We start from the raw sequence: 15,770 nt of genomic DNA, 5'->3' as shown, positions 1-15,770 counted from the left end.
TCAGAGCGGTTCGACGTCGAACGACGCGTTCTCCGCGTCCCTGAGCTCTAACACCCGTTCTCTCGCCGTTTCCGCGTCCGGTGCGACGACGACGGTGCCGTCGGCGGGCGCCTCGCCGTGGGCACGGTAGGGCCGGCGCTCGTCGGCCTCGAACTCGGTGGCGTAGCTCTGGAGCACGGACTGGACGCGCCGCTGGGTGGTCGCCAGGTCGGCCTCGCCGTCCTCGAACGCCCGCAACGCCTCCTCGACGTTGCGCAGCGCGGAGATGTGGTCCACGTCGGTGGGGTGTGACGGGGCCGGGACCATAAGCGTCCCGAGGCCCCGGAGCAAGAGTTGCTTAGGTCGTTCGGAGGTGACCCTGCACGGGCTCGTACAGCTCGCCCTTCTTCCGCAGGCTCTCGATCTCCTTCTCGGCTTTGTCCTCGTCCATGCCGACCTCGCCGGCGCGGTCGAGCACCTCCTCGATCGGCGCGCCCTCGTCGTACTCCTCCTCGATGTCGCCGATCAGCGCCTTCACGCTCTTGATCCGGTCGCGCTGGGACTTGCTCGTCCCCGTCTCGACCACGTCGGCGTCGAACTCCCCGGTTTCGGGGTCGACGCCGATGTCCTCCAGACTGTCCCGGACGATCTCGATCACCTTCTCGGCGTCCTGCTCCTCGACGGTGTCCGAGAGCCGGACCCGCGCGGAGGCCTCCGCGAGCCGCACCAGCGCCTCCAGCTTCCGGGCGGTGACGGGGACGGGGGCGTCCTCGTCGGCGCCCTTCGAGCGCAGGTCGACGTAGAAATCCTCGATCGCCGCCTTCGCCTCGTCGGACATCGTCGGGTAGACGTTCCGCTTGGCGTAGGCGATGTACTTCCGCAGCAGGTCGGCGTCGATGTCCGGCGCCACCTCCTCGGTGACGTTCTCGACCTGCTCCTCGGTGAACTCCGAGTTGGGGTTCTCCTCGCGCTGGGTGTGAAGCTCCCCGGCGTAGTTGGTCTTCAGAATGTGCTCGGCCAGCCGGCTGTCGTGCTCGGGGTCGGGCTGGTCGGTGACGGTGAAGATCAGGTCGAACCGCGAGATCAGCGCGGGCTCCAAGTCGATCTGCTCGCCGATGGGTTCGTACTGGTCGAACCGGCCGTACTTCGGGTTCGCGGCGCCCAGCAGCGAACACCGGCTCTTGAGGGTCGCGTTGATCCCGGCCTTCGAGACGGAGATCTTCTGCTGTTCGAGCCCCTCGTGCATCGCCGAGCGGTCCCCCGAGTCCATCTTGTCCAACTCGTCGATGGCGGCGATCCCCTTGTCCGCGAGCACGAGCGCGCCGGCTTCCAGCGTCCACTGCTGGCCGTCGCCGAAGTCGTCCCTCACAGCCGCCGCAGTAAGGCCCGCCGCGGACGATCCTTTCCCGGAGGTGTAGACGGAGCGGGGGGCGACCTGCTCGACGTAGGAGATCATCTGGGAGTTGTGCGAAACTACACCGTTCGAGATGTAGTTGTGTGTCCCCTCGACCTCTATGTCGTAGACCCAGTCGTCCTCGGGTTCGACGCGTTCGATGGACTCGATTCGGTCCCAGCCGAGATCGCCGTCGGTGAGTGCTCGCAGACTCTCGACGCGTTCGCGGATCGTCGATCCACCGTCGGCAGCGACGGGCTCTTCCACCGACGCTTCGGGAAGCGTGGCGTCGAAGGCGTCGACGACCGCTCGAAGGCTCTCGCGGCTCGGGTTCCGGTCTCCTCGCTCGTAGTGCTGGTACGTCGAACGTGGAAGCCCACACTCCGACTGGGAAAGTCCGAGTGATTCACGTAGGGAACGGAGTTCGTCACCGACCGGTATCACGTCCGTGTTCGTGTTACCCGACGTTCCGGCGTGAGCGTTCACCGATGCCGACTTCCTCTCGGTGACGAACCCGACTCGATCGACGTACTCGCCGAAGTCGTCACCGCTTATCCGCAGGCGATAGCTGCCGTTGGCTCGTGGCTGCAGTTGCGAGTCGATTCCCAGCGAGAGGAGTAACGACCGAACGTCTTGGAGGAGGTGTTCGCTCATCGACGCGACCGATATCTCGCGCTCGTTCGCCGAGACGTGGCCTTCCCCCTCAACGAACGCGCGGAGGAACGCTCGTTTGATCTGGTCGCTCGCTGCGCTGATGGCGTCAGGGACACGCTGTGCGTCGGAACCTTCGAGAAGGCTCGGTGCAAGCGAGTCGAGGAAGCTCACGAACTCGCCGGACGAGCAGATGATCTCGCGGGCATCCTTCCCCTCGTGAGGTCCGCGCTCGGAGTAGTTGAGCCCGAGCGCGTCGAGTGCGTCACCCACGTCGTCAAGCACTTCGCGATCGTTGTTCGTGATCGAGACGAACCCAGTGTCGTTCGATCGCTGTTCTACGTACCCCTCTGCGACGATGTAGCCGATCAGTCGAGCAAGCGACGGTGTCCACTGATCCGGCAGATCGAGACGAACGGCGTTGTACGACTCTGCACGTCGATACTGTACGTCGAGTTCGTCGTCACCGTCGGTCGGGACCGTTCGAGGAGTCGCAACGAACTGCCCCGCTTCCAGTTCGGCTGCTCGCACTGCACTCGGACCGGCTCCGCCGGGAACGAACAGCGGATGTGACGGCGTGACTTCCAGTTCACGCCCGCTCGCTGTCCGAATCCGGTAGAGCTTCTCGGGCGCTTCGCGCTTCCAGACTTTCGTCGCGCGCTGCGGTTCGATTCGCCCGTCCGCCTGCATCGACGGCACCTCGAAATCGACCTCGTCCCAGACGCCGTCGTCCACGGCTTTCGGATCGTCGAGGTTCTCTTCGACGATCTCTCGGATCGGTCGCTCTCGCCCGTCAGAAAGTATCACTCTCGTGTCTCCTTTGAGGCACTTCCCGGTACCAGGGTCCCCTATCAGCAGCAGATGCAGGTCGCCGCGGATCCGCGAGCCGTCGGGCAGGTGTTTCGTCACGCCGGAGAACAGCTGCAGCACCATCGCGAGCTTCTCCTCCTCGTAGCCGTAGATCGCCGGCGCGATGGAGCCGACCATCTTCTCGTAGATATCGGGGTCGTTGGAGAGTTCGACGATCTCGGCGATGTCCTCGTCGGTGATGTCCATGTCCTCGAACTCCTCGTCCTCGATCTCGATCGTCACCCCGTCCATGTAGAGGTCGAACAGGGCGGTCTTCTCCTGTCCCTGCGTGACCTGCTCGATGTGGAGCACGCCCGTCACCGTCACGTGGTCCCCCGCGGTCACGTTTCCGGTGATGTCGTCCTCCACGTCGACGTCGATGCTCTGGGGCGTCTCGCCGCCGCGCAGCCCCTCGGGGCTCTCCTGCACGCGGAGCTTCTGGGAGTCGACGAACTCCGACTGGTCGTGGTTGACCGAGAACGGCCCCTGGCGTTCACAGCCCTGACACTCGTGGGGCTCCTGGAACCCACCGTCGCTCTGGGGGATGTAGCTCATCGTCCCGCAGCGCTGGCACTCGAAGGCGGCCTCCGTCACCTTCGGGCGCACGTCGGTCGCTTTCCGAACGATCCCCTGCACGGCGATCATCGAGCCGATGTGGTCGTCCTGCACCCGCAGATCGCGGATGTCGACGGTCTGCTCGGACGGGAGCCCGCGCAGGCGGACGTGGGCCTGCCCGAGGCTCACGTCGGCCGGCAGGTCGTACAGCCGGAGCGCCTCCTCGGCGTACTCCTGCATCTGCTCGGGCTTGGCGAGGTAGTCCTCCGCCAGATCTCGATCGAACGTGAACAGGTCGTTGTAGTCGACGTAGAGCGAGCGGCGCTCGTTGGGGTACTCCTGTGCGAGCTTCCCCACCTCCTCCCGGTAGTAGTTCCGGTAGAACTGGATGAACCGCTCGGTGAGTTCCTGGTTCCCCGTCTGAGCCATCGTACGAGGCTTATTGGCCTCATGGGTTAAGACGTATCGCCTCCACCGTTCCCCCCCGAGATCGCCGTCCACTTTTCAGCGTTTGGGTTCCGGAGAAACGTTTATCCTCCTACAGCGTGTGGTGACGACTGTCATGGCCATCAGTGCCGAAGACCTGCGTCGGAAGACCGGCTTCGAGCGCGTGCTCTCGTGGTTCGAAACCGAAGACGAGGAGATCGAAGCCGCGACCGCGTACAAAGCGCTCGAAGACGAGTACCTCTACTGATCGCCGTCGCCCGGTTCGATACCGGCGACCCGTTCGCTAGCCTGCCCTTTCTCACCACGCCGACACGTCCGAGCCGCGCTCCGCCATCATCTCGGCGGCGCGGTCGGCCCATCCCGTGAAGTGGAAGCCGGCGGCGACGACGAGCGCCATCCAGACGTACGTGGCGCCGATGCCGACGTACGCCCCGAGCGGCCCCCAGCCGAGCACGACCCCCAGCAGGAAGGTGAGCCCGAGTTGGAGGCCGAACACGCCGCTGGTGCGGGCGACGAACGGGATGCGCGTCTCGCTGGCGCCCTGCAGCCCGCCGGAGAGCACCGAGAACACGACGAGTGCGGCCCCAGAGATCCCGTACACCTGTGCGAACGCGACCGCGTAGCCGACCGTGTCGGCGTTGCGCGTGAACAGCGAGACGAACGTGTCGGCGGCGAACACGAGGCCGACGCCGATGCTCCCGACCGTGAGCAGGCCGAGCGCGGCGACCGCCCACCCCTCGAAGCGCGCGCCGTCGGCGTCGCCCTCACCCAGCCGCTGCCCGACGACGACGCTGGCGGCGACGTTGTACCCCCGGGAGAGCGGGCCGGTCACCTGCTGGTACATCCGGCGGCCGATCTGGAACCCGGCGTTGACCGGCTGCCCGAAACCGAGCAGGATCGCGTTGAACGGGAACTCCGCAGCCGTGGAGGCGAACCCCTCGGCGACCTTCGGCGCGCTGACGACCACGAGCTGTTTGGCGATGATCCAGTCCTCCGGCAGCGCGAAGTCGGCTTCCGACCAGTCGGTCCAGATCGCGAGACAGAGCATCGACGCGGTGAACACGTTCGCCCCCGCCGTCGCGAGCCCGACGCCGACGATCCTGAGCCGCGGGATGCCCAGCGGCGCGAACCCCAGTCCGAACGCGAGGCTCCCGAGGATGTTCATCGCGTTCGCGACGACGTTGACGTACATCGGCGTCCGGGTGTCGCCGGTACCCTGCAGCGCGCGGGCGGCGATGAGCGCGACGTGGCGGGCGGGCGCGGTCGCGAAGATGATCGCGAGGTACGTCGACCCCAGCGTGACCACGCGGTCGAGGTTCTCGACGTTCTGCCCGGCGCCGAACACGCGGATCGCCGACTCGCTCAGGAAGAAGCCGAACAGCACGAACGGGATCCCGAGCAGCGCGCCGAGCAGGATCCCCTGCGTGATCGCTTCGTCGCGGTTGGCGTCGGCGGCCGCGCCGCTGTCCTGCGAGGAGAGCGCGATCGTGCCGCCGCCGAGGCCGAGGCCGATCCGCAGCGGGAGCCGGGCGTACAGGTCCGCGAGCCCGATCGCGACCACGCTCGCGGGGTTGAACGTCGCGGTGACGACGATGTCGACGGTCCGCATCAGCGTCCGGAACGTCTGCTCGGCCATCACCGGCCACGCCAGCGAGAGGACCCGCGTCCACACCGCACGGATCCGGGACCAGTCCATGCTTCGGGGCTCTCGCGGGCGGGGTTTGACGCTGACGGAAGCGGTCACTCGGTCGGTGGCGTTTTGGCCCGTGCCGTCTGAACTCGGGACGTGCCCGACGAGGACTGGCGCGAACGGTTGGCCGAGGCGGGTGAGCTCACCCCCGAGGTAGCCGGCGCCATCCTCGCCGCCCACGGCGACCGCGGCTCCAGAGCCATCGAGGCGGTGTCGGAGGGCCGCGTGAAGGAGTACCGCGACTTCACCGTCGTCGTCGGCCACGAGGACGAGTACGTCGTCGAGGACGGCGGCTGCACCTGCGCCGACTCGGCGTACAACATCGACGAGGACGCGGGCGAGCGCTGCTGGCACGCGCTCGCGGTCGACATCGCCGAGCGCGTCGGCGCGGTCGACCACCACGACATGTGGTACTCCGAGGTCCGGGAGTTCATCTGATCGAACCGGGAACGTTTAGACCGTCGGCTTTCTACGCTCCTGTATGCCGGACTGTCCGTTGGCCGACGACTGCCCCAGCTTCTCCGAGCGGATCGAAGGGATGGGCTGTCAGCACTACGGCGACAGGGGGGGTGCCGAGTGGTGCAACCATTACGACATGCCCATCGACGATCTCAAAGAGCAGCCGGTGAAGCCCGGGGAGGAGGTCGTCGTCGACGTGACGGACATCCACGAGAGCGGCGCCGGCGTCGGCCGAACCGACGACGGGTTCATCGTCCTGATCGACGGCCTGCTGCCCGACTGTCGGGCACGCGTCCGCATCGACCGGGTCAAGTCCAGCCACGCCACCGCGAAGAAAGTCATCGAGAAGATGCCCCTCGAAGAGGAGGCGGCGGACGCCGACGGCGACGAGTCCGACGAGGAGGGCGTCGAGCCCGAGGACGACGACGGCCGGCCCGACCGCACCGACCGCGAACGGCTCGGCTCCCGGGACAACTTCTGGGGCGGCGACGGCGCCTGATTCGGCTGCACAGCCGCACCTACTATTTTGTTGCTGCGAGGAGATCTCTCCCGTGATGCCCGAGGAACGACTGTTCAAAACCGAGGAGGCGCGCCCGCGTGCGGAGATCGCCGACGTGCTCGCGACGGCGGCCGAACAGCTCGAGGGCGGGACCGTCGTCCTCGGCGGCGGATCCGAGACGCGGGAGGTCGACGTCCCGGAGAGTCCCCGGTTCGAAGTCGAACTCGAACGGCTCACCGACTCCGAGACCGGCGAGCAGCGCTACGAACTCGAGTACGAGATCCGGTGGACGGAGTAGTCCGCCACGAACTGTAGCTTTTTGAGCGGTCGGCGCCCACGAACGTTCATGACCGACGGTGACGCGCCGGGCGAGGACGCCGACAGCGACGCGCCGACCGCCGCAGAGCTGCTCGGACAGGCGGGGTTCGATGCCGACAGCAACGTCCTCACCCGCAGGCAGGCCGAGGTGCTCGCGCTCCGGGAGCACGGGCTACGGCAGGCCGACATCGCCGACCGGCTCGGCACCTCGCGGGCGAACGTCTCGAGCGTCGAGGCCAGCGCCCGGGAGAACGTCGAGAAGGCCCGGGAGACCGTCTCCTTCGCCGACGCGCTCTCGGCGCCGGTCCGGGTTCGCGTCGACGAGGGGACCGACCTCTACGACGTCCCGGATCTGGTGTACGAAGCCTGCGACGAGGCGGGAGTGAAGGTGGGGTACGCCGCGCCCGAACTGATGAAGGTCGTCAGCGACGCCGCCGGCGACGCCGTCCACGGCCGGGAGGTGCGCGCGGAACTGCTCGTGGGCGTCACGGCCGACGGGCAGGTGCGCGTGCGCCGAGCGCACGAGGAGTAGCTTCATGGGCTGTGGCCGTCTGCCCGGTGCCATGGTCCTCTCACTCGCCGCGTACGTCTACGCGTCTGTCACGACCGAGAGTCACGAGTTCGACCAGACGACGGCGTTCGTCCTCTTCCTCGCGGACGTGGTGATCGCCCAGTCGATCGTCCCGGATTTCGCGGGGGTGTAGCCGCTAGAACGCCCCGCGTTCGTCGAGCAGCGACACCAGCTCGCGGACTCGTCCGGCCTCCCCCTTCGGCACCACCAGCACGCGATCGTCGTAGGCCACGACCGCGAGCCCCGAGACGCCGACCAGCGAGACGTGCTTGTCGTCGCTGACGACGACGTTGTCCGCGGCGTCGACGGTCGCGTGGTCGCCGATCGCGACGTTCCCGTCGCCGTCGCGGTCGAGCACGCGGTCGAGCGCGTCCCACGTCCCCAGATCGTCCCACGCGAACGCGGCGTCGACGACCGCGACGTTCTCGGCGCGCTCGAACACTGCGTAGTCGACGGAGACCGGGTCGACGGCGTCGAAACCACCGTCGGGATCGCCCGCCGCGAGTGCGTCCACCAGCGGCGCCAGCGCCGACTCCGCCGCCGCGTCGAGGAAGCGTTCGGGCGTCCACGCGAACATGCCGCTGTTCCAGCGGTAGCCCGCCTCGACGTACTCCCGGGCGGTCTCGCCGTCGGGCTTCTCGTGGAACTGCTCGACCTCGTGGAACTCGACGCCGTCGGCCGTTCGTGCGGCGCCGGGCTCGACGTAGCCGTAGCCGGTTTCGGGCCGCTCGGGCGTGACGCCGAACGTGACGAGCCGTCCCGTCCCGGCGGCGACGCGAGCGCCGGCGGTCATCGTCTCCCGGAACGCGCCGTCGTCGCCGACGTAGTGGTCGCTGGGGAGCGCGACGATCACGAGCGACTCGTCGTCGGTCCCGTACTGCTCCCGGATCCGGTGGGTCGCGTACGTCAGCGCCGGCCCCGTGTCCTTCCCGTCGGGCTCGACCAGCACCTCGGTGTCGGGCGCGTGGTCGGCGATCTCGTCGGCGAAGCGCGGGCGCGTCGCGACGACGGTCTCGTCGGCGAACCCGGCGCGGTCGACGGTTCGGGCGAGCAGTGATCGGTCGCCACCGATGGGGAGGAACTGCTTGGGGCGGTCCTCGCGGCTCGCGGGGTAGAGCCGCGAGCCGATCCCGCCCGCGAGGACGAGTGCGACTGTCTTCACACGCGTCGGTGGCCGGCGAGCGTGTTCAACCCCGGGGTTCGATCGTTCGGCGAGAAGACATAATTGGGTCGAAACCGCAGTGGAAACCATGTCCGAAGACGGCGAACTCGGACTCGTGGGCGCGGCGTCGATCGGTCTCGGGGGGATGATCGGCGGCGGCGTGTTCGCGGTGCTGGGCGTCGTCGCGGGGATCACCGGCGCGGCGGCGTGGGCGGCGTTCACCGGCGCCTGCGTGCTCTCGTCGTGTGCGGCGTACTCCTTCCTGAAGCTGAACGAGATCGCCGACGCACAGGGCGGCTCGGTCACCCTGATACGGGAGGCGATCTCCGGCGAAGTCGCGGGGTTCGTCGGCTGGACGCTGCTGTTCGGCTACGTCGGCGCGACCGCGATGTACGCCAGCGCGTTCGGCAGCTTCTTCACCCGGCTGGCGGGCGTCGAGACGCTGTCGCTGGGCGCGGTCGGGGTGCCGGTCCGGCCCGTCGTCTCCGCGCTGGCGGTGCTCGCGTTCGTCGCCCTCAACCTCGCCGGCGCCCGCGCGACCGGGAGCACCGAGACGCTGCTCGTCGCCGTGAAGCTCGCGGTGCTCGTCGGCGTCGCCGGCTGGGGGCTCTACTACGGCTGGGGCGCGGACTCGCTGGAGTTCGGCCTCGAACGTATCCGGAACGCGGAGTTCGGGATCGTCCGCGCGCTCGCGGTGTCGTTCGTCTCCTTCCAGGGCTGGCAGCTCCTGATGTACGATCAGGACCGCATCGCGGACCCCCAGTCGACGCTCCCGAAAGCGGTGTACCTCTCGATCCTGGTGACCGTGATCGTCGACGGGATGGTCGCGGTGCTGGTGACGAGCCTCGCGCCGTCGCAGGTGATCACGGCCCACCCCGAACTCGCGGTCGCGGAGGCGGTCCGCCCGTTCCTCGGGAACCTCGGGTTCACGCTGATCTCGCTGGCAGCGCTGTTTTCGACGGGCAGCGCGATCAACGGGACGCTGTTCTCCAGCGCCCACTTCGGGAAGGGGATGCTCGCGAACGACCTGCTGCCCGACCGTCTCGGCGACGCCGACGCCGACGGCGTGCCGGAGCGCGAACTGGTGGTCATCGGCGTGCTCGCGGCCGGATTCGCTGGGTACGGGAGCCTGCAGGGGATCACCTCCTTCGGCTCGCTGGCGTTCATGCTCGTGTTCGGCGCCGTCTGCGCGATCGCGTTCCGGCAGCGCGACCACGACGCGATCAACCCCATCGTCCCCGCGGTCGGCGCGCTCGGCTCGCTGGCGCTGTTCCCGGTGTTGCTCTACCACCTCGCGGTGTACGAGCCCGGGACGTTCGGGACGGTCGTGCTGGTCGCACTGGTCGTGTTCGGGCTGGAGTTGGGCTACTTCGAGGGCGACCGACTCCGCGACGGGGTCGACGAGATCGAGGACCGCGTGTAGCTCACCACGTCTCCACCACGCCCTCGCGCACGTCCTCCGCACAGCCCCGGCAGTCGGGGTGGTCGGCGTCGAAACAGGCCGGCCGCCCCTCGGCGTCGATCAGCACCGCCCGCCGGTCGGCGTGGCGCCGGCAGACGATCTTCGCCCGCCCCTCGTCGTCGCTCGGCAGGTCGAACGCCGCCGGCGCCTTCCCCTCGTGGTAGGCCTCGCGGGCCTCCTCGAACTGCTCGCCCGCGCGCCGGAGTTTGGTCCGGATGAACCGTTCGAGGCGATCGTCCATGGCCGAAACTCGGGGCCCGTGCCCAAAGGGTCGTCGGCGCGCCGACGGGGCCGTACTCCCCGCCGATGGATGCGCCGAAAACTGGCGTTCGGGCAGTCTAATCGCCCGATTCTACTTCCACCTCGGCGGCGGAAGTTTAAATACCATTAGGCACCAAGCCCGGTACGCCTCCCGACGAAACACAAGGCGGAGGCAGGCAACCATGAGCGAGTTAGAGAGTCACGCAGCGGAGATCGCCGAACAGTTCTCGGACCACTTGGATATCGAACAGGAGGACGTCGAGGAGCGCCTCGAGACCCTCGTGAACGAGTACCGCGTCCCCCTCGACGAGGCGCGTCGCAGCGTCGAGAGCCAGTACCTCGACGAGGCCGACCTCGAGCGGGACGAGCTCGGCAGCGCCGACAGCGAACTCACGCTGCTCGGCGAGATCGACGAGGACGAGCAGTGGATCGACCTTCGCGTGAAGGTCGCCGACCTCTGGGAGCCCGGCCACGAGTCCATCGCGCAGGTGGGCCTGCTGGGCGACGAGAGCGGGACGAAGAAGTTCGTCGCGTTCGACACCTCGGACCTCCCCGAACTGGAGGAGGGCAAGAGCTACGCGCTCTCGAACGTCGTCACCGACGAGTACGAGGGCAACTTCTCGGTCAAGCTGAACAAGACCACCACGATCACCGAACTCGACGAGGAGATCGAGGTCGGCGACGACGCCGTCACCGTCGAGGGCGCGCTGGTCGACGTGCAGTCCGGCTCGGGGCTGATCAAGCGCTGCCCCGAGGACGACTGCACGCGCGTGCTCCAGAACGGTCGCTGCTCGGAGCACGGGCAGGTCGACGGCGAGTTCGACCTCCGGATCAAGGCCGTCCTCGACGACGGGCAGGAGGTCCACGAGGTCATCTTCGACAAGGAGACGACCGAGGAACTGACCGGGATCGACCTCGAAGAAGCGAAACAGATGGCCACCGACGCCCTCGACACCACCGTGGTCGTCGAGGAGATGCAGGGCGACCTGCTGGGCCACTACTTCGAGGTGTCCGGCCCCGTGTTCGGGCGCTACGTGCTCGTCGACGAGTTCGAGCGTCTGGACGGGTCGGTCGATCCCGAGAGCGCGCTGATCAAAGCGAGGTCGATCTAAATGTCCGGAAACGCCCCCATGCGCGAAGTCGCCCGCCGCGCCTTCGCCACCGAGTTCAACGACGCCAGCCACACGTTCAAGGAGTCCGACGACGAGCGCGCCCCGGCCTACCAGCTCCTCCCCACGGGGGAGAAGGCCAACCGCGTGTTCTTCGTCGGCACCCTGACCGAGAAGGAGGACATCGGCGAGGACAACGAGTACTGGCGGGGTCGCATCGTCGACCCGACGGGCACGTTCTTCGTGTACGCCGGCCAGTACCAGCCCGAAGCCGCCTCCACGCTGCGTGACCTCGAACCGCCCGCCTACGTCGCCGTCGTCGGCAAGCCTCGTACGTACGAGACCGACGACGGGTCGGTGAACGTCTCGGTCCGCCCCGAGTCGATCACCGTCGTCGACGCCGCGACCCGGGACCGCTGGGTCGTCGAGACCGCCGAACGCACGGTCGAGCGCGTCGCCGCCTTCGAGGACGAAGGGAACGAGTACGCCCGGATGGCCGCGGACCGCTACGACGCCGACCCCGACCGCTACCGCGAAGCCGCCGTCGAGGCGCTCCGCGGAATGGACGAGGGCGAGGCCGACGAGCAGGCCGAACCGACGCCGTAGTTCCGGCCGATCCGGACCGATTTTTCGCCGCCCGACCGAGGCGCTAAGTAGCAGCGCGCGGGAGACGACGAGTATGCGCGAACCACACGTTCGACCGCTCGCCGACCAGCGACGCGAGGGCCGATGCGCGTAGCCGTCGTCGGCGGCGGCGCCGTCGGCGTCACTGCCGCCCACGACCTCGCAGACCACGGCGCCGACGTGCGCCTCTACGAACGCGACGCGGAGCTGGGCGACGACCGAACGTCCCCACGGGACCGGATCGAGGGGAGCTCCCACCGCGCGGCGGGCGTGCTCGCCCCCCGCCCAACGGACGCGATCGGCGCCGAGATCGCCGAACGGGCGATGGACCGCTTCGAGTGGCTGGCCGACCGCGACCACCGCTTCTCGGTCGAGCCGACGCCGCAGGTCACCGTCGTCGGCGAGGACGCCGCGGCGAAGCAGTCGGCGTTGCGAGATTCAGTTGCGGCCGCCCGCGAGCACGGCGTCGACGTGGCGTGCCACGATCCCGAGTCGATCGCGGACCGCTTCCCCGAACTCGACCTCGCGGGCGTCGGGCTCGCGGCCGTGACCGAGCGCGCGGCGTACGCGACGCCCGGCCCGGGTGCGTACGTCGCGGCCATGGCCGACCGCGCGCGCGAGGCCGGGGTCGACTGCTGGACCGGCGTGGACGCGGACGTCTCCCACCGCGGCGACGGGCCCAGAGTCGACGGCGAGCGCTTCGACGCGGTGGTCGTCGCCGCCGGCGGCTGGACCAAGCGCGTGCTCGCGCCGACGGGGATCCAGCTCCCGCTCAAACCCTACCGCGTGCAGGCGCTCGTCTCCGGTGCCGACTACGATGGCCCGATGGTCCACGACGCCGACGCGGGGGTGTACTTCCGCCCGCACCCCGCGGGGCTGCTCGCAGGCGACGGCACCGTTCCCGAGGAGTGCGATCCGGACGGCTGGGGGCCCGCGGGCGACGACTGGTTCGTCGACGGCGCGCTCGACGCCGTCGCGAACCGGACCGGGTTCGACGCCGGTGCTGACGCGGCGTGGGCGGGGCTCGCGACGGCGACCCCGGACAGCGAGCCGCTGCTGGGGGAAGTGGAGTCGGACCTCTACGTCGCGACGGGGTGGCACGGCCACGGGTTCCTCCGTGCGCCGGCGACGGGCGAGGCGCTGGCCGAACAGGTGCTCGGGGAGCGCGACGCGATCCCGGCGTACGACCCCGGGCGGTTCGACGGAGTCCCCGAGTTCGCCGTCGAAGAAGGGATGTCGCTGTAGGCTACTCGTCGCTCTCGTCCGAGTCGGAGCCGTCCTCGATTTCTTGCTCGTCGTCGCTCGCTTCCTCGTCCTCGGCGAGCGGCACGTCCGTCGCGTCGCTCTCCTTGGGGATGCGGACTTCGAGCGTTCCGTTCTCCGTCAGCGTCGCGTCGGCGCCCCCGGCGTCGACGACGGCGTCCGGCGGGAGGCTCGCGCGCCCGGACAGCGCCAGCCCGCGGCCGGGGAACCGCGTCTCGAACCCCTCGTGGAACGCGCGGAAGCGGTCCGCCCGCACCTGTACCTCGCCGTCGACGAAGCGCACCTGCACGTCGGTCGGCTCCACGCCCGGCGCGTCGAACACGACGAGGTAGGCGTCCTCGCTCTCCAGCAGGTCGTAGGGCAGCGGCTTGCGCTCCTGCACGCGGCTCACGCCGCGTCCGACCCGCTCCAGCACCGCGTCGACCGCGGAGCCGCCGATCTCACCGAGTTTCGTCATAGCTCTATCTCCTCCAGACAGTCGGTCCCGCCGCAGAGCGGACAGGAGAGATCCGCGACGGAGTGGTCGTCGGCGATGTCGTACGTGTAGTGGTTCTCGAACATGTCCAGCTCGCAGTCGTCGCTCGTGCACTTGACCTCCTTCGTGGCGGGCATCGTACCCCACGATTGGGGCGCCGCGGGCTTAAACGGGGCGGGCACCGGCCGTCCGGACCGTGGCGCTCGCGCCACAAAGCCGAAGCCGCTGCCCGCCGAAGGTCGCGTATGGCCAAACCGCGGCTGGTGTACGACGACGACTGCGGGTTCTGTACCTGGTGTGCGGCCGTGGGCCGGCGGTTCGGCGACGTGGAGGCGGTCGGGTTCGCGTCGCTCTCGCCCGACCAGAAGGCCCGACTCCCCGAGGGCTGGCGGAACTCGGCCCACCTGCTGACCGACGACGCGGTGTACTCCGGCGGCGCCGCCATCCAGGGGGTACTGATCAGGATGCTCCCCGCGCTCGCGGGGGTTTTCGGGCTTTTCGAGCGCGTTCCGGGGTACGACCGCCTGCGGGAGCGACTCTACCGCTGGGGCGCCGACCACCGGGACTGGTGGGGGAAGATCGTCAGTCGGGACTCGCTATAGCTCGTCGCGCACGTCGGCCAGCACGCTCCGGCAGGTCGCTCGATCGCGCAGCGGCGCGCCGGCGAGGTACTCCGAGAGCAGCTCCCGGACGAGCAACAGCCCCTCGCGGTCGAGCCGCAGGGGGTCGTCGTCCTCCAGCGCGTCGAGCAGTTCGAGGGCGGCTTCGTCGTCCGTGTCCGTCTCGCGGTCGAGCGGCGCGGGCGAGGAGCCGGCGTCGCCGGTCGGCTCGTCCGCGCGCCGGTCGAGGTAGTCCAGGAGGGCGGCGTGGAGGACCCACTGCTCCTCGTCGCCGAGATCGAGGCGGGCACCGTCGTCGTGTCTCGGATCGGCCATCGGCCTTGTCGGTGCTCTGTCGTCCAGACGGGTATAGTTACGCATCGGTTCGACGATGTTTTTGGTCTCGGAGCGCGGCGAGTCGCTCCCGCACCGAGGCGGCGAGACGGCGGCTACGCCGGGCGACGGCGTGGGCCGGATCCCGGTCCCCGCGCTGGAGGTGGAGCGACCGGAGGTAGCAGAGGGTGAGACAGAGCACGAGCGCCTCGCGGCGACGGTCGAACCCCGTGGGCAGGGGCCGGACCGACTCGTACGCCTCCCGGAAGACGCGTTCCGGCACGTCGTGGTCGGCGCCGGGACCGAACACCGGGAGAACGGTTCGGAGGTAGTCCCACTCCGCCGGCGCCGCGATCGCGTGCTCGAAGTCGATGACTGCGGTGACGTGCACGCGCTCGGCGTCGCTGCCGAGCGCGACGTGCTCCCCGAAGTAGTTCCCGTGACACAGCACCGCGTCGCCGGCGCCGTCGAACAGCTCGCGGTTGGCCCGAACCCAGTCGACCACCTCCCGTGCGAGCTCGCCGTAGCCGACGCCGTCGAGGAACCGCCGGCGGTCGTCGAGCAGCGCGAGCAGCGTGTCGCTCCAGCACGGCTCGGTCTCGATCGGCGGTTCCGTCGGGTCGTCGACGGCGCTCGCCGGACGCACGAGCCCCGTCCACCCGATCTCGCTCGTCTCGGCGTGCAGCGTCGCGAGCCCGCGACCGAGCGCGCGGATCCGCGCTTCGTCGCGGGCCGGCGACTCGTCCGGCACGGCGTCCAGCCAGCGCGCGACGACGTGATCGTCGCCGACTGCGAGCAGTTCGGGCACGGGGACGCTCGTCGCTTCGGCGACGTACCGCATCGCCGCCGCCTCGCGCCCGAGTTCGGCCTCGGGGTGGGTCGCGAGTTTGCAGACGGCGCGCTCGCCGCGGAACCGGACCTCGTAGGTGACGTGCGGGCGGACGCGGTGGAGTTCGCGAACGATCTCGTACTGGTCGGTGTAGGTCGCGAGTGTGTCGTGAACGTCGTCTTGCATGGTGAGCGCCGCGTGACGGGCGACGGCCGACCGGATAGTGCTGCGGCTCCGGCCGG

Annotated in this window: 20 protein-coding genes; 11 read left to right on the top strand and 9 right to left on the bottom strand. The window is 69.1% G+C overall.

All coding sequences use genetic code 11. From position 1 onward, the window contains the following. Entirely contained in the window at positions 1 to 276 is a 276-nt protein-coding gene (locus ACQUSM_RS13200; protein ID WP_435119286.1) for a hypothetical protein, read from the bottom strand. Between the two features lie 61 nt (positions 277 to 337). Beyond that, entirely contained in the window at positions 338 to 3,856 is a 3,519-nt protein-coding gene (locus tag ACQUSM_RS13195; RefSeq protein ID WP_435119284.1) for an LAGLIDADG family homing endonuclease, read from the bottom strand. A gap of 133 nt (positions 3,857 to 3,989) precedes the next feature. Between ACQUSM_RS13195 and ACQUSM_RS13190 the strand changes: the two genes are divergently transcribed. Continuing rightward, a complete protein-coding gene (locus ACQUSM_RS13190; protein ID WP_272913568.1) occupies positions 3,990 to 4,121 on the top strand; it encodes a hypothetical protein in 132 nt (43 codons plus the stop codon). 51 nt (positions 4,122 to 4,172) lie between these two features. On the opposite strand, the gene ACQUSM_RS13185 is transcribed toward ACQUSM_RS13190, so the two are convergent. After that, positions 4,173 to 5,570 carry an MATE family efflux transporter gene (locus ACQUSM_RS13185; RefSeq protein ID WP_435119281.1) on the bottom strand — a complete coding sequence of 466 codons (1,398 nt, stop codon included), beginning with the start codon at positions 5,568 to 5,570 and terminating at the stop codon, positions 4,173 to 4,175. Between the two features lie 90 nt (positions 5,571 to 5,660). Between ACQUSM_RS13185 and ACQUSM_RS13180 the strand changes: the two genes are divergently transcribed. From ACQUSM_RS13180 to ACQUSM_RS13160, 5 genes are read left to right on the top strand one after another with little or no spacing between them, the layout of a single operon-like run. Beyond that, a complete protein-coding gene (locus tag ACQUSM_RS13180; protein WP_435119279.1) occupies positions 5,661 to 6,002 on the top strand; it encodes a hypothetical protein in 342 nt (113 codons plus the stop codon). Between the two features lie 43 nt (positions 6,003 to 6,045). Continuing rightward, positions 6,046 to 6,522 carry a TRAM domain-containing protein gene (locus ACQUSM_RS13175; protein ID WP_435119277.1) on the top strand — a complete coding sequence of 159 codons (477 nt, stop codon included), beginning with the start codon at positions 6,046 to 6,048 and terminating at the stop codon, positions 6,520 to 6,522. Between the two features lie 55 nt (positions 6,523 to 6,577). Continuing rightward, positions 6,578 to 6,820 carry an amphi-Trp domain-containing protein gene (locus tag ACQUSM_RS13170; RefSeq protein WP_435119275.1) on the top strand — a complete coding sequence of 81 codons (243 nt, stop codon included), beginning with the start codon at positions 6,578 to 6,580 and terminating at the stop codon, positions 6,818 to 6,820. A gap of 48 nt (positions 6,821 to 6,868) precedes the next feature. Continuing rightward, positions 6,869 to 7,372, top strand: a complete 504-nt coding sequence (locus ACQUSM_RS13165) for a Tfx family DNA-binding protein (RefSeq protein WP_435119273.1) — start codon at positions 6,869 to 6,871, stop codon at positions 7,370 to 7,372. A gap of 31 nt (positions 7,373 to 7,403) precedes the next feature. Next, positions 7,404 to 7,544, top strand: a complete 141-nt coding sequence (locus ACQUSM_RS13160; RefSeq protein WP_435119271.1) for a hypothetical protein — start codon at positions 7,404 to 7,406, stop codon at positions 7,542 to 7,544. 3 nt (positions 7,545 to 7,547) lie between these two features. Here ACQUSM_RS13160 and ACQUSM_RS13155 read toward each other — a convergent pair whose 3' ends face one another. After that, positions 7,548 to 8,573, bottom strand: a complete 1,026-nt coding sequence (locus tag ACQUSM_RS13155; protein WP_435119270.1) for a mannose-1-phosphate guanylyltransferase — start codon at positions 8,571 to 8,573, stop codon at positions 7,548 to 7,550. Between the two features lie 88 nt (positions 8,574 to 8,661). On the opposite strand from ACQUSM_RS13155, the gene ACQUSM_RS13150 reads away from it, so the two are divergent. Beyond that, entirely contained in the window at positions 8,662 to 9,996 is a 1,335-nt protein-coding gene (locus ACQUSM_RS13150) for an APC family permease (protein WP_435119267.1), read from the top strand. A 1-nt stretch (position 9,997) separates the two neighbouring features. Here the strand turns inward: ACQUSM_RS13150 and ACQUSM_RS13145 are convergent, their stop codons facing one another. Continuing rightward, on the bottom strand, positions 9,998 to 10,276 hold the full coding sequence (locus ACQUSM_RS13145) for a DUF7091 family protein (RefSeq protein WP_435119265.1): 279 nt from the start codon (positions 10,274 to 10,276) through the stop codon (positions 9,998 to 10,000). A gap of 202 nt (positions 10,277 to 10,478) precedes the next feature. Between ACQUSM_RS13145 and ACQUSM_RS13140 the strand changes: the two genes are divergently transcribed. The 3 genes from ACQUSM_RS13140 (at position 10,479) to ACQUSM_RS13130 (ending at position 13,274) form a co-directional block, all read left to right on the top strand. Next, complete coding sequence (locus ACQUSM_RS13140) at positions 10,479 to 11,408, top strand: replication factor A (RefSeq protein WP_435119263.1); 930 nt, start codon at positions 10,479 to 10,481, stop codon at positions 11,406 to 11,408. Beyond that, complete coding sequence (locus tag ACQUSM_RS13135; RefSeq protein ID WP_435119261.1) at positions 11,409 to 12,011, top strand: RPA family protein; 603 nt, start codon at positions 11,409 to 11,411, stop codon at positions 12,009 to 12,011. A 123-nt stretch (positions 12,012 to 12,134) separates the two neighbouring features. Beyond that, positions 12,135 to 13,274: an NAD(P)/FAD-dependent oxidoreductase gene (locus ACQUSM_RS13130; RefSeq protein WP_435119259.1), complete on the top strand. Its 1,140-nt coding sequence runs from the start codon at positions 12,135 to 12,137 to the stop codon at positions 13,272 to 13,274. Between the two features lies 1 nt (position 13,275). Here ACQUSM_RS13130 and ACQUSM_RS13125 read toward each other — a convergent pair whose 3' ends face one another. Continuing rightward, a complete protein-coding gene (locus ACQUSM_RS13125) occupies positions 13,276 to 13,749 on the bottom strand; it encodes an Hsp20/alpha crystallin family protein (protein WP_435119257.1) in 474 nt (157 codons plus the stop codon). Beyond that, on the bottom strand, positions 13,746 to 13,904 hold the full coding sequence (locus ACQUSM_RS13120) for a DUF7559 family protein (RefSeq protein WP_379732838.1): 159 nt from the start codon (positions 13,902 to 13,904) through the stop codon (positions 13,746 to 13,748). Before ACQUSM_RS13120 ends, ACQUSM_RS13125 begins: the two co-directional genes overlap by 4 nt. A gap of 108 nt (positions 13,905 to 14,012) precedes the next feature. Between ACQUSM_RS13120 and ACQUSM_RS13115 the strand changes: the two genes are divergently transcribed. Continuing rightward, positions 14,013 to 14,369 carry a thiol-disulfide oxidoreductase DCC family protein gene (locus ACQUSM_RS13115; protein WP_435119255.1) on the top strand — a complete coding sequence of 119 codons (357 nt, stop codon included), beginning with the start codon at positions 14,013 to 14,015 and terminating at the stop codon, positions 14,367 to 14,369. On the opposite strand, the gene ACQUSM_RS13110 is transcribed toward ACQUSM_RS13115, so the two are convergent. Beyond that, complete coding sequence (locus ACQUSM_RS13110) at positions 14,364 to 14,702, bottom strand: hypothetical protein (protein WP_435119252.1); 339 nt, start codon at positions 14,700 to 14,702, stop codon at positions 14,364 to 14,366. The genes ACQUSM_RS13115 and ACQUSM_RS13110 overlap by 6 nt on opposite strands. Positions 14,703 to 14,739: 37 nt before the next feature. Next, a complete protein-coding gene (locus tag ACQUSM_RS13105; RefSeq protein ID WP_435119250.1) occupies positions 14,740 to 15,714 on the bottom strand; it encodes a phosphotransferase family protein in 975 nt (324 codons plus the stop codon). Positions 15,715 to 15,770: the final 56 nt, after the last annotated feature.

The sequence above is a fragment of the Halolamina sp. C58 genome, from assembly GCF_051195095.1.
Lineage (GTDB): Archaea > Halobacteriota > Halobacteria > Halobacteriales > Haloferacaceae > Halolamina.
The sequence above is the reverse complement of the archived record's forward strand: the minus strand, read 5'-3'. Positions and strand labels throughout refer to the sequence as shown.

What these genes read in the sequence shown, in the direction of transcription:
- ACQUSM_RS13120 (WP_379732838.1), bottom strand. Translation starts at nt 13,904, where the DNA reads ATGCCCGCCACGAAGGAGGTCAAGTGCACGAGCGACGACTGCGAGCTG.
- ACQUSM_RS13145 (WP_435119265.1), bottom strand. Translation starts at nt 10,276, where the DNA reads ATGGACGATCGCCTCGAACGGTTCATCCGGACCAAACTCCGGCGCGCG.
- ACQUSM_RS13125 (WP_435119257.1), bottom strand. Translation starts at nt 13,749, where the DNA reads ATGACGAAACTCGGTGAGATCGGCGGCTCCGCGGTCGACGCGGTGCTG.
- ACQUSM_RS13170 (WP_435119275.1), top strand. Translation starts at nt 6,578, where the DNA reads ATGCCCGAGGAACGACTGTTCAAAACCGAGGAGGCGCGCCCGCGTGCG.
- ACQUSM_RS13165 (WP_435119273.1), top strand. Translation starts at nt 6,869, where the DNA reads ATGACCGACGGTGACGCGCCGGGCGAGGACGCCGACAGCGACGCGCCG.
- ACQUSM_RS13140 (WP_435119263.1), top strand. Translation starts at nt 10,479, where the DNA reads ATGAGCGAGTTAGAGAGTCACGCAGCGGAGATCGCCGAACAGTTCTCG.
- ACQUSM_RS13135 (WP_435119261.1), top strand. Translation starts at nt 11,409, where the DNA reads ATGTCCGGAAACGCCCCCATGCGCGAAGTCGCCCGCCGCGCCTTCGCC.
- ACQUSM_RS13105 (WP_435119250.1), bottom strand. Translation starts at nt 15,714, where the DNA reads ATGCAAGACGACGTTCACGACACACTCGCGACCTACACCGACCAGTAC.
- ACQUSM_RS13130 (WP_435119259.1), top strand. Translation starts at nt 12,135, where the DNA reads ATGCGCGTAGCCGTCGTCGGCGGCGGCGCCGTCGGCGTCACTGCCGCC.
- ACQUSM_RS13190 (WP_272913568.1), top strand. Translation starts at nt 3,990, where the DNA reads ATGGCCATCAGTGCCGAAGACCTGCGTCGGAAGACCGGCTTCGAGCGC.
- ACQUSM_RS13185 (WP_435119281.1), bottom strand. Translation starts at nt 5,570, where the DNA reads ATGGACTGGTCCCGGATCCGTGCGGTGTGGACGCGGGTCCTCTCGCTG.
- ACQUSM_RS13115 (WP_435119255.1), top strand. Translation starts at nt 14,013, where the DNA reads ATGGCCAAACCGCGGCTGGTGTACGACGACGACTGCGGGTTCTGTACC.
- ACQUSM_RS13175 (WP_435119277.1), top strand. Translation starts at nt 6,046, where the DNA reads ATGCCGGACTGTCCGTTGGCCGACGACTGCCCCAGCTTCTCCGAGCGG.
- ACQUSM_RS13195 (WP_435119284.1), bottom strand. Translation starts at nt 3,856, where the DNA reads ATGGCTCAGACGGGGAACCAGGAACTCACCGAGCGGTTCATCCAGTTC.
- ACQUSM_RS13150 (WP_435119267.1), top strand. Translation starts at nt 8,662, where the DNA reads ATGTCCGAAGACGGCGAACTCGGACTCGTGGGCGCGGCGTCGATCGGT.
- ACQUSM_RS13160 (WP_435119271.1), top strand. Translation starts at nt 7,404, where the DNA reads ATGGTCCTCTCACTCGCCGCGTACGTCTACGCGTCTGTCACGACCGAG.
- ACQUSM_RS13110 (WP_435119252.1), bottom strand. Translation starts at nt 14,702, where the DNA reads ATGGCCGATCCGAGACACGACGACGGTGCCCGCCTCGATCTCGGCGAC.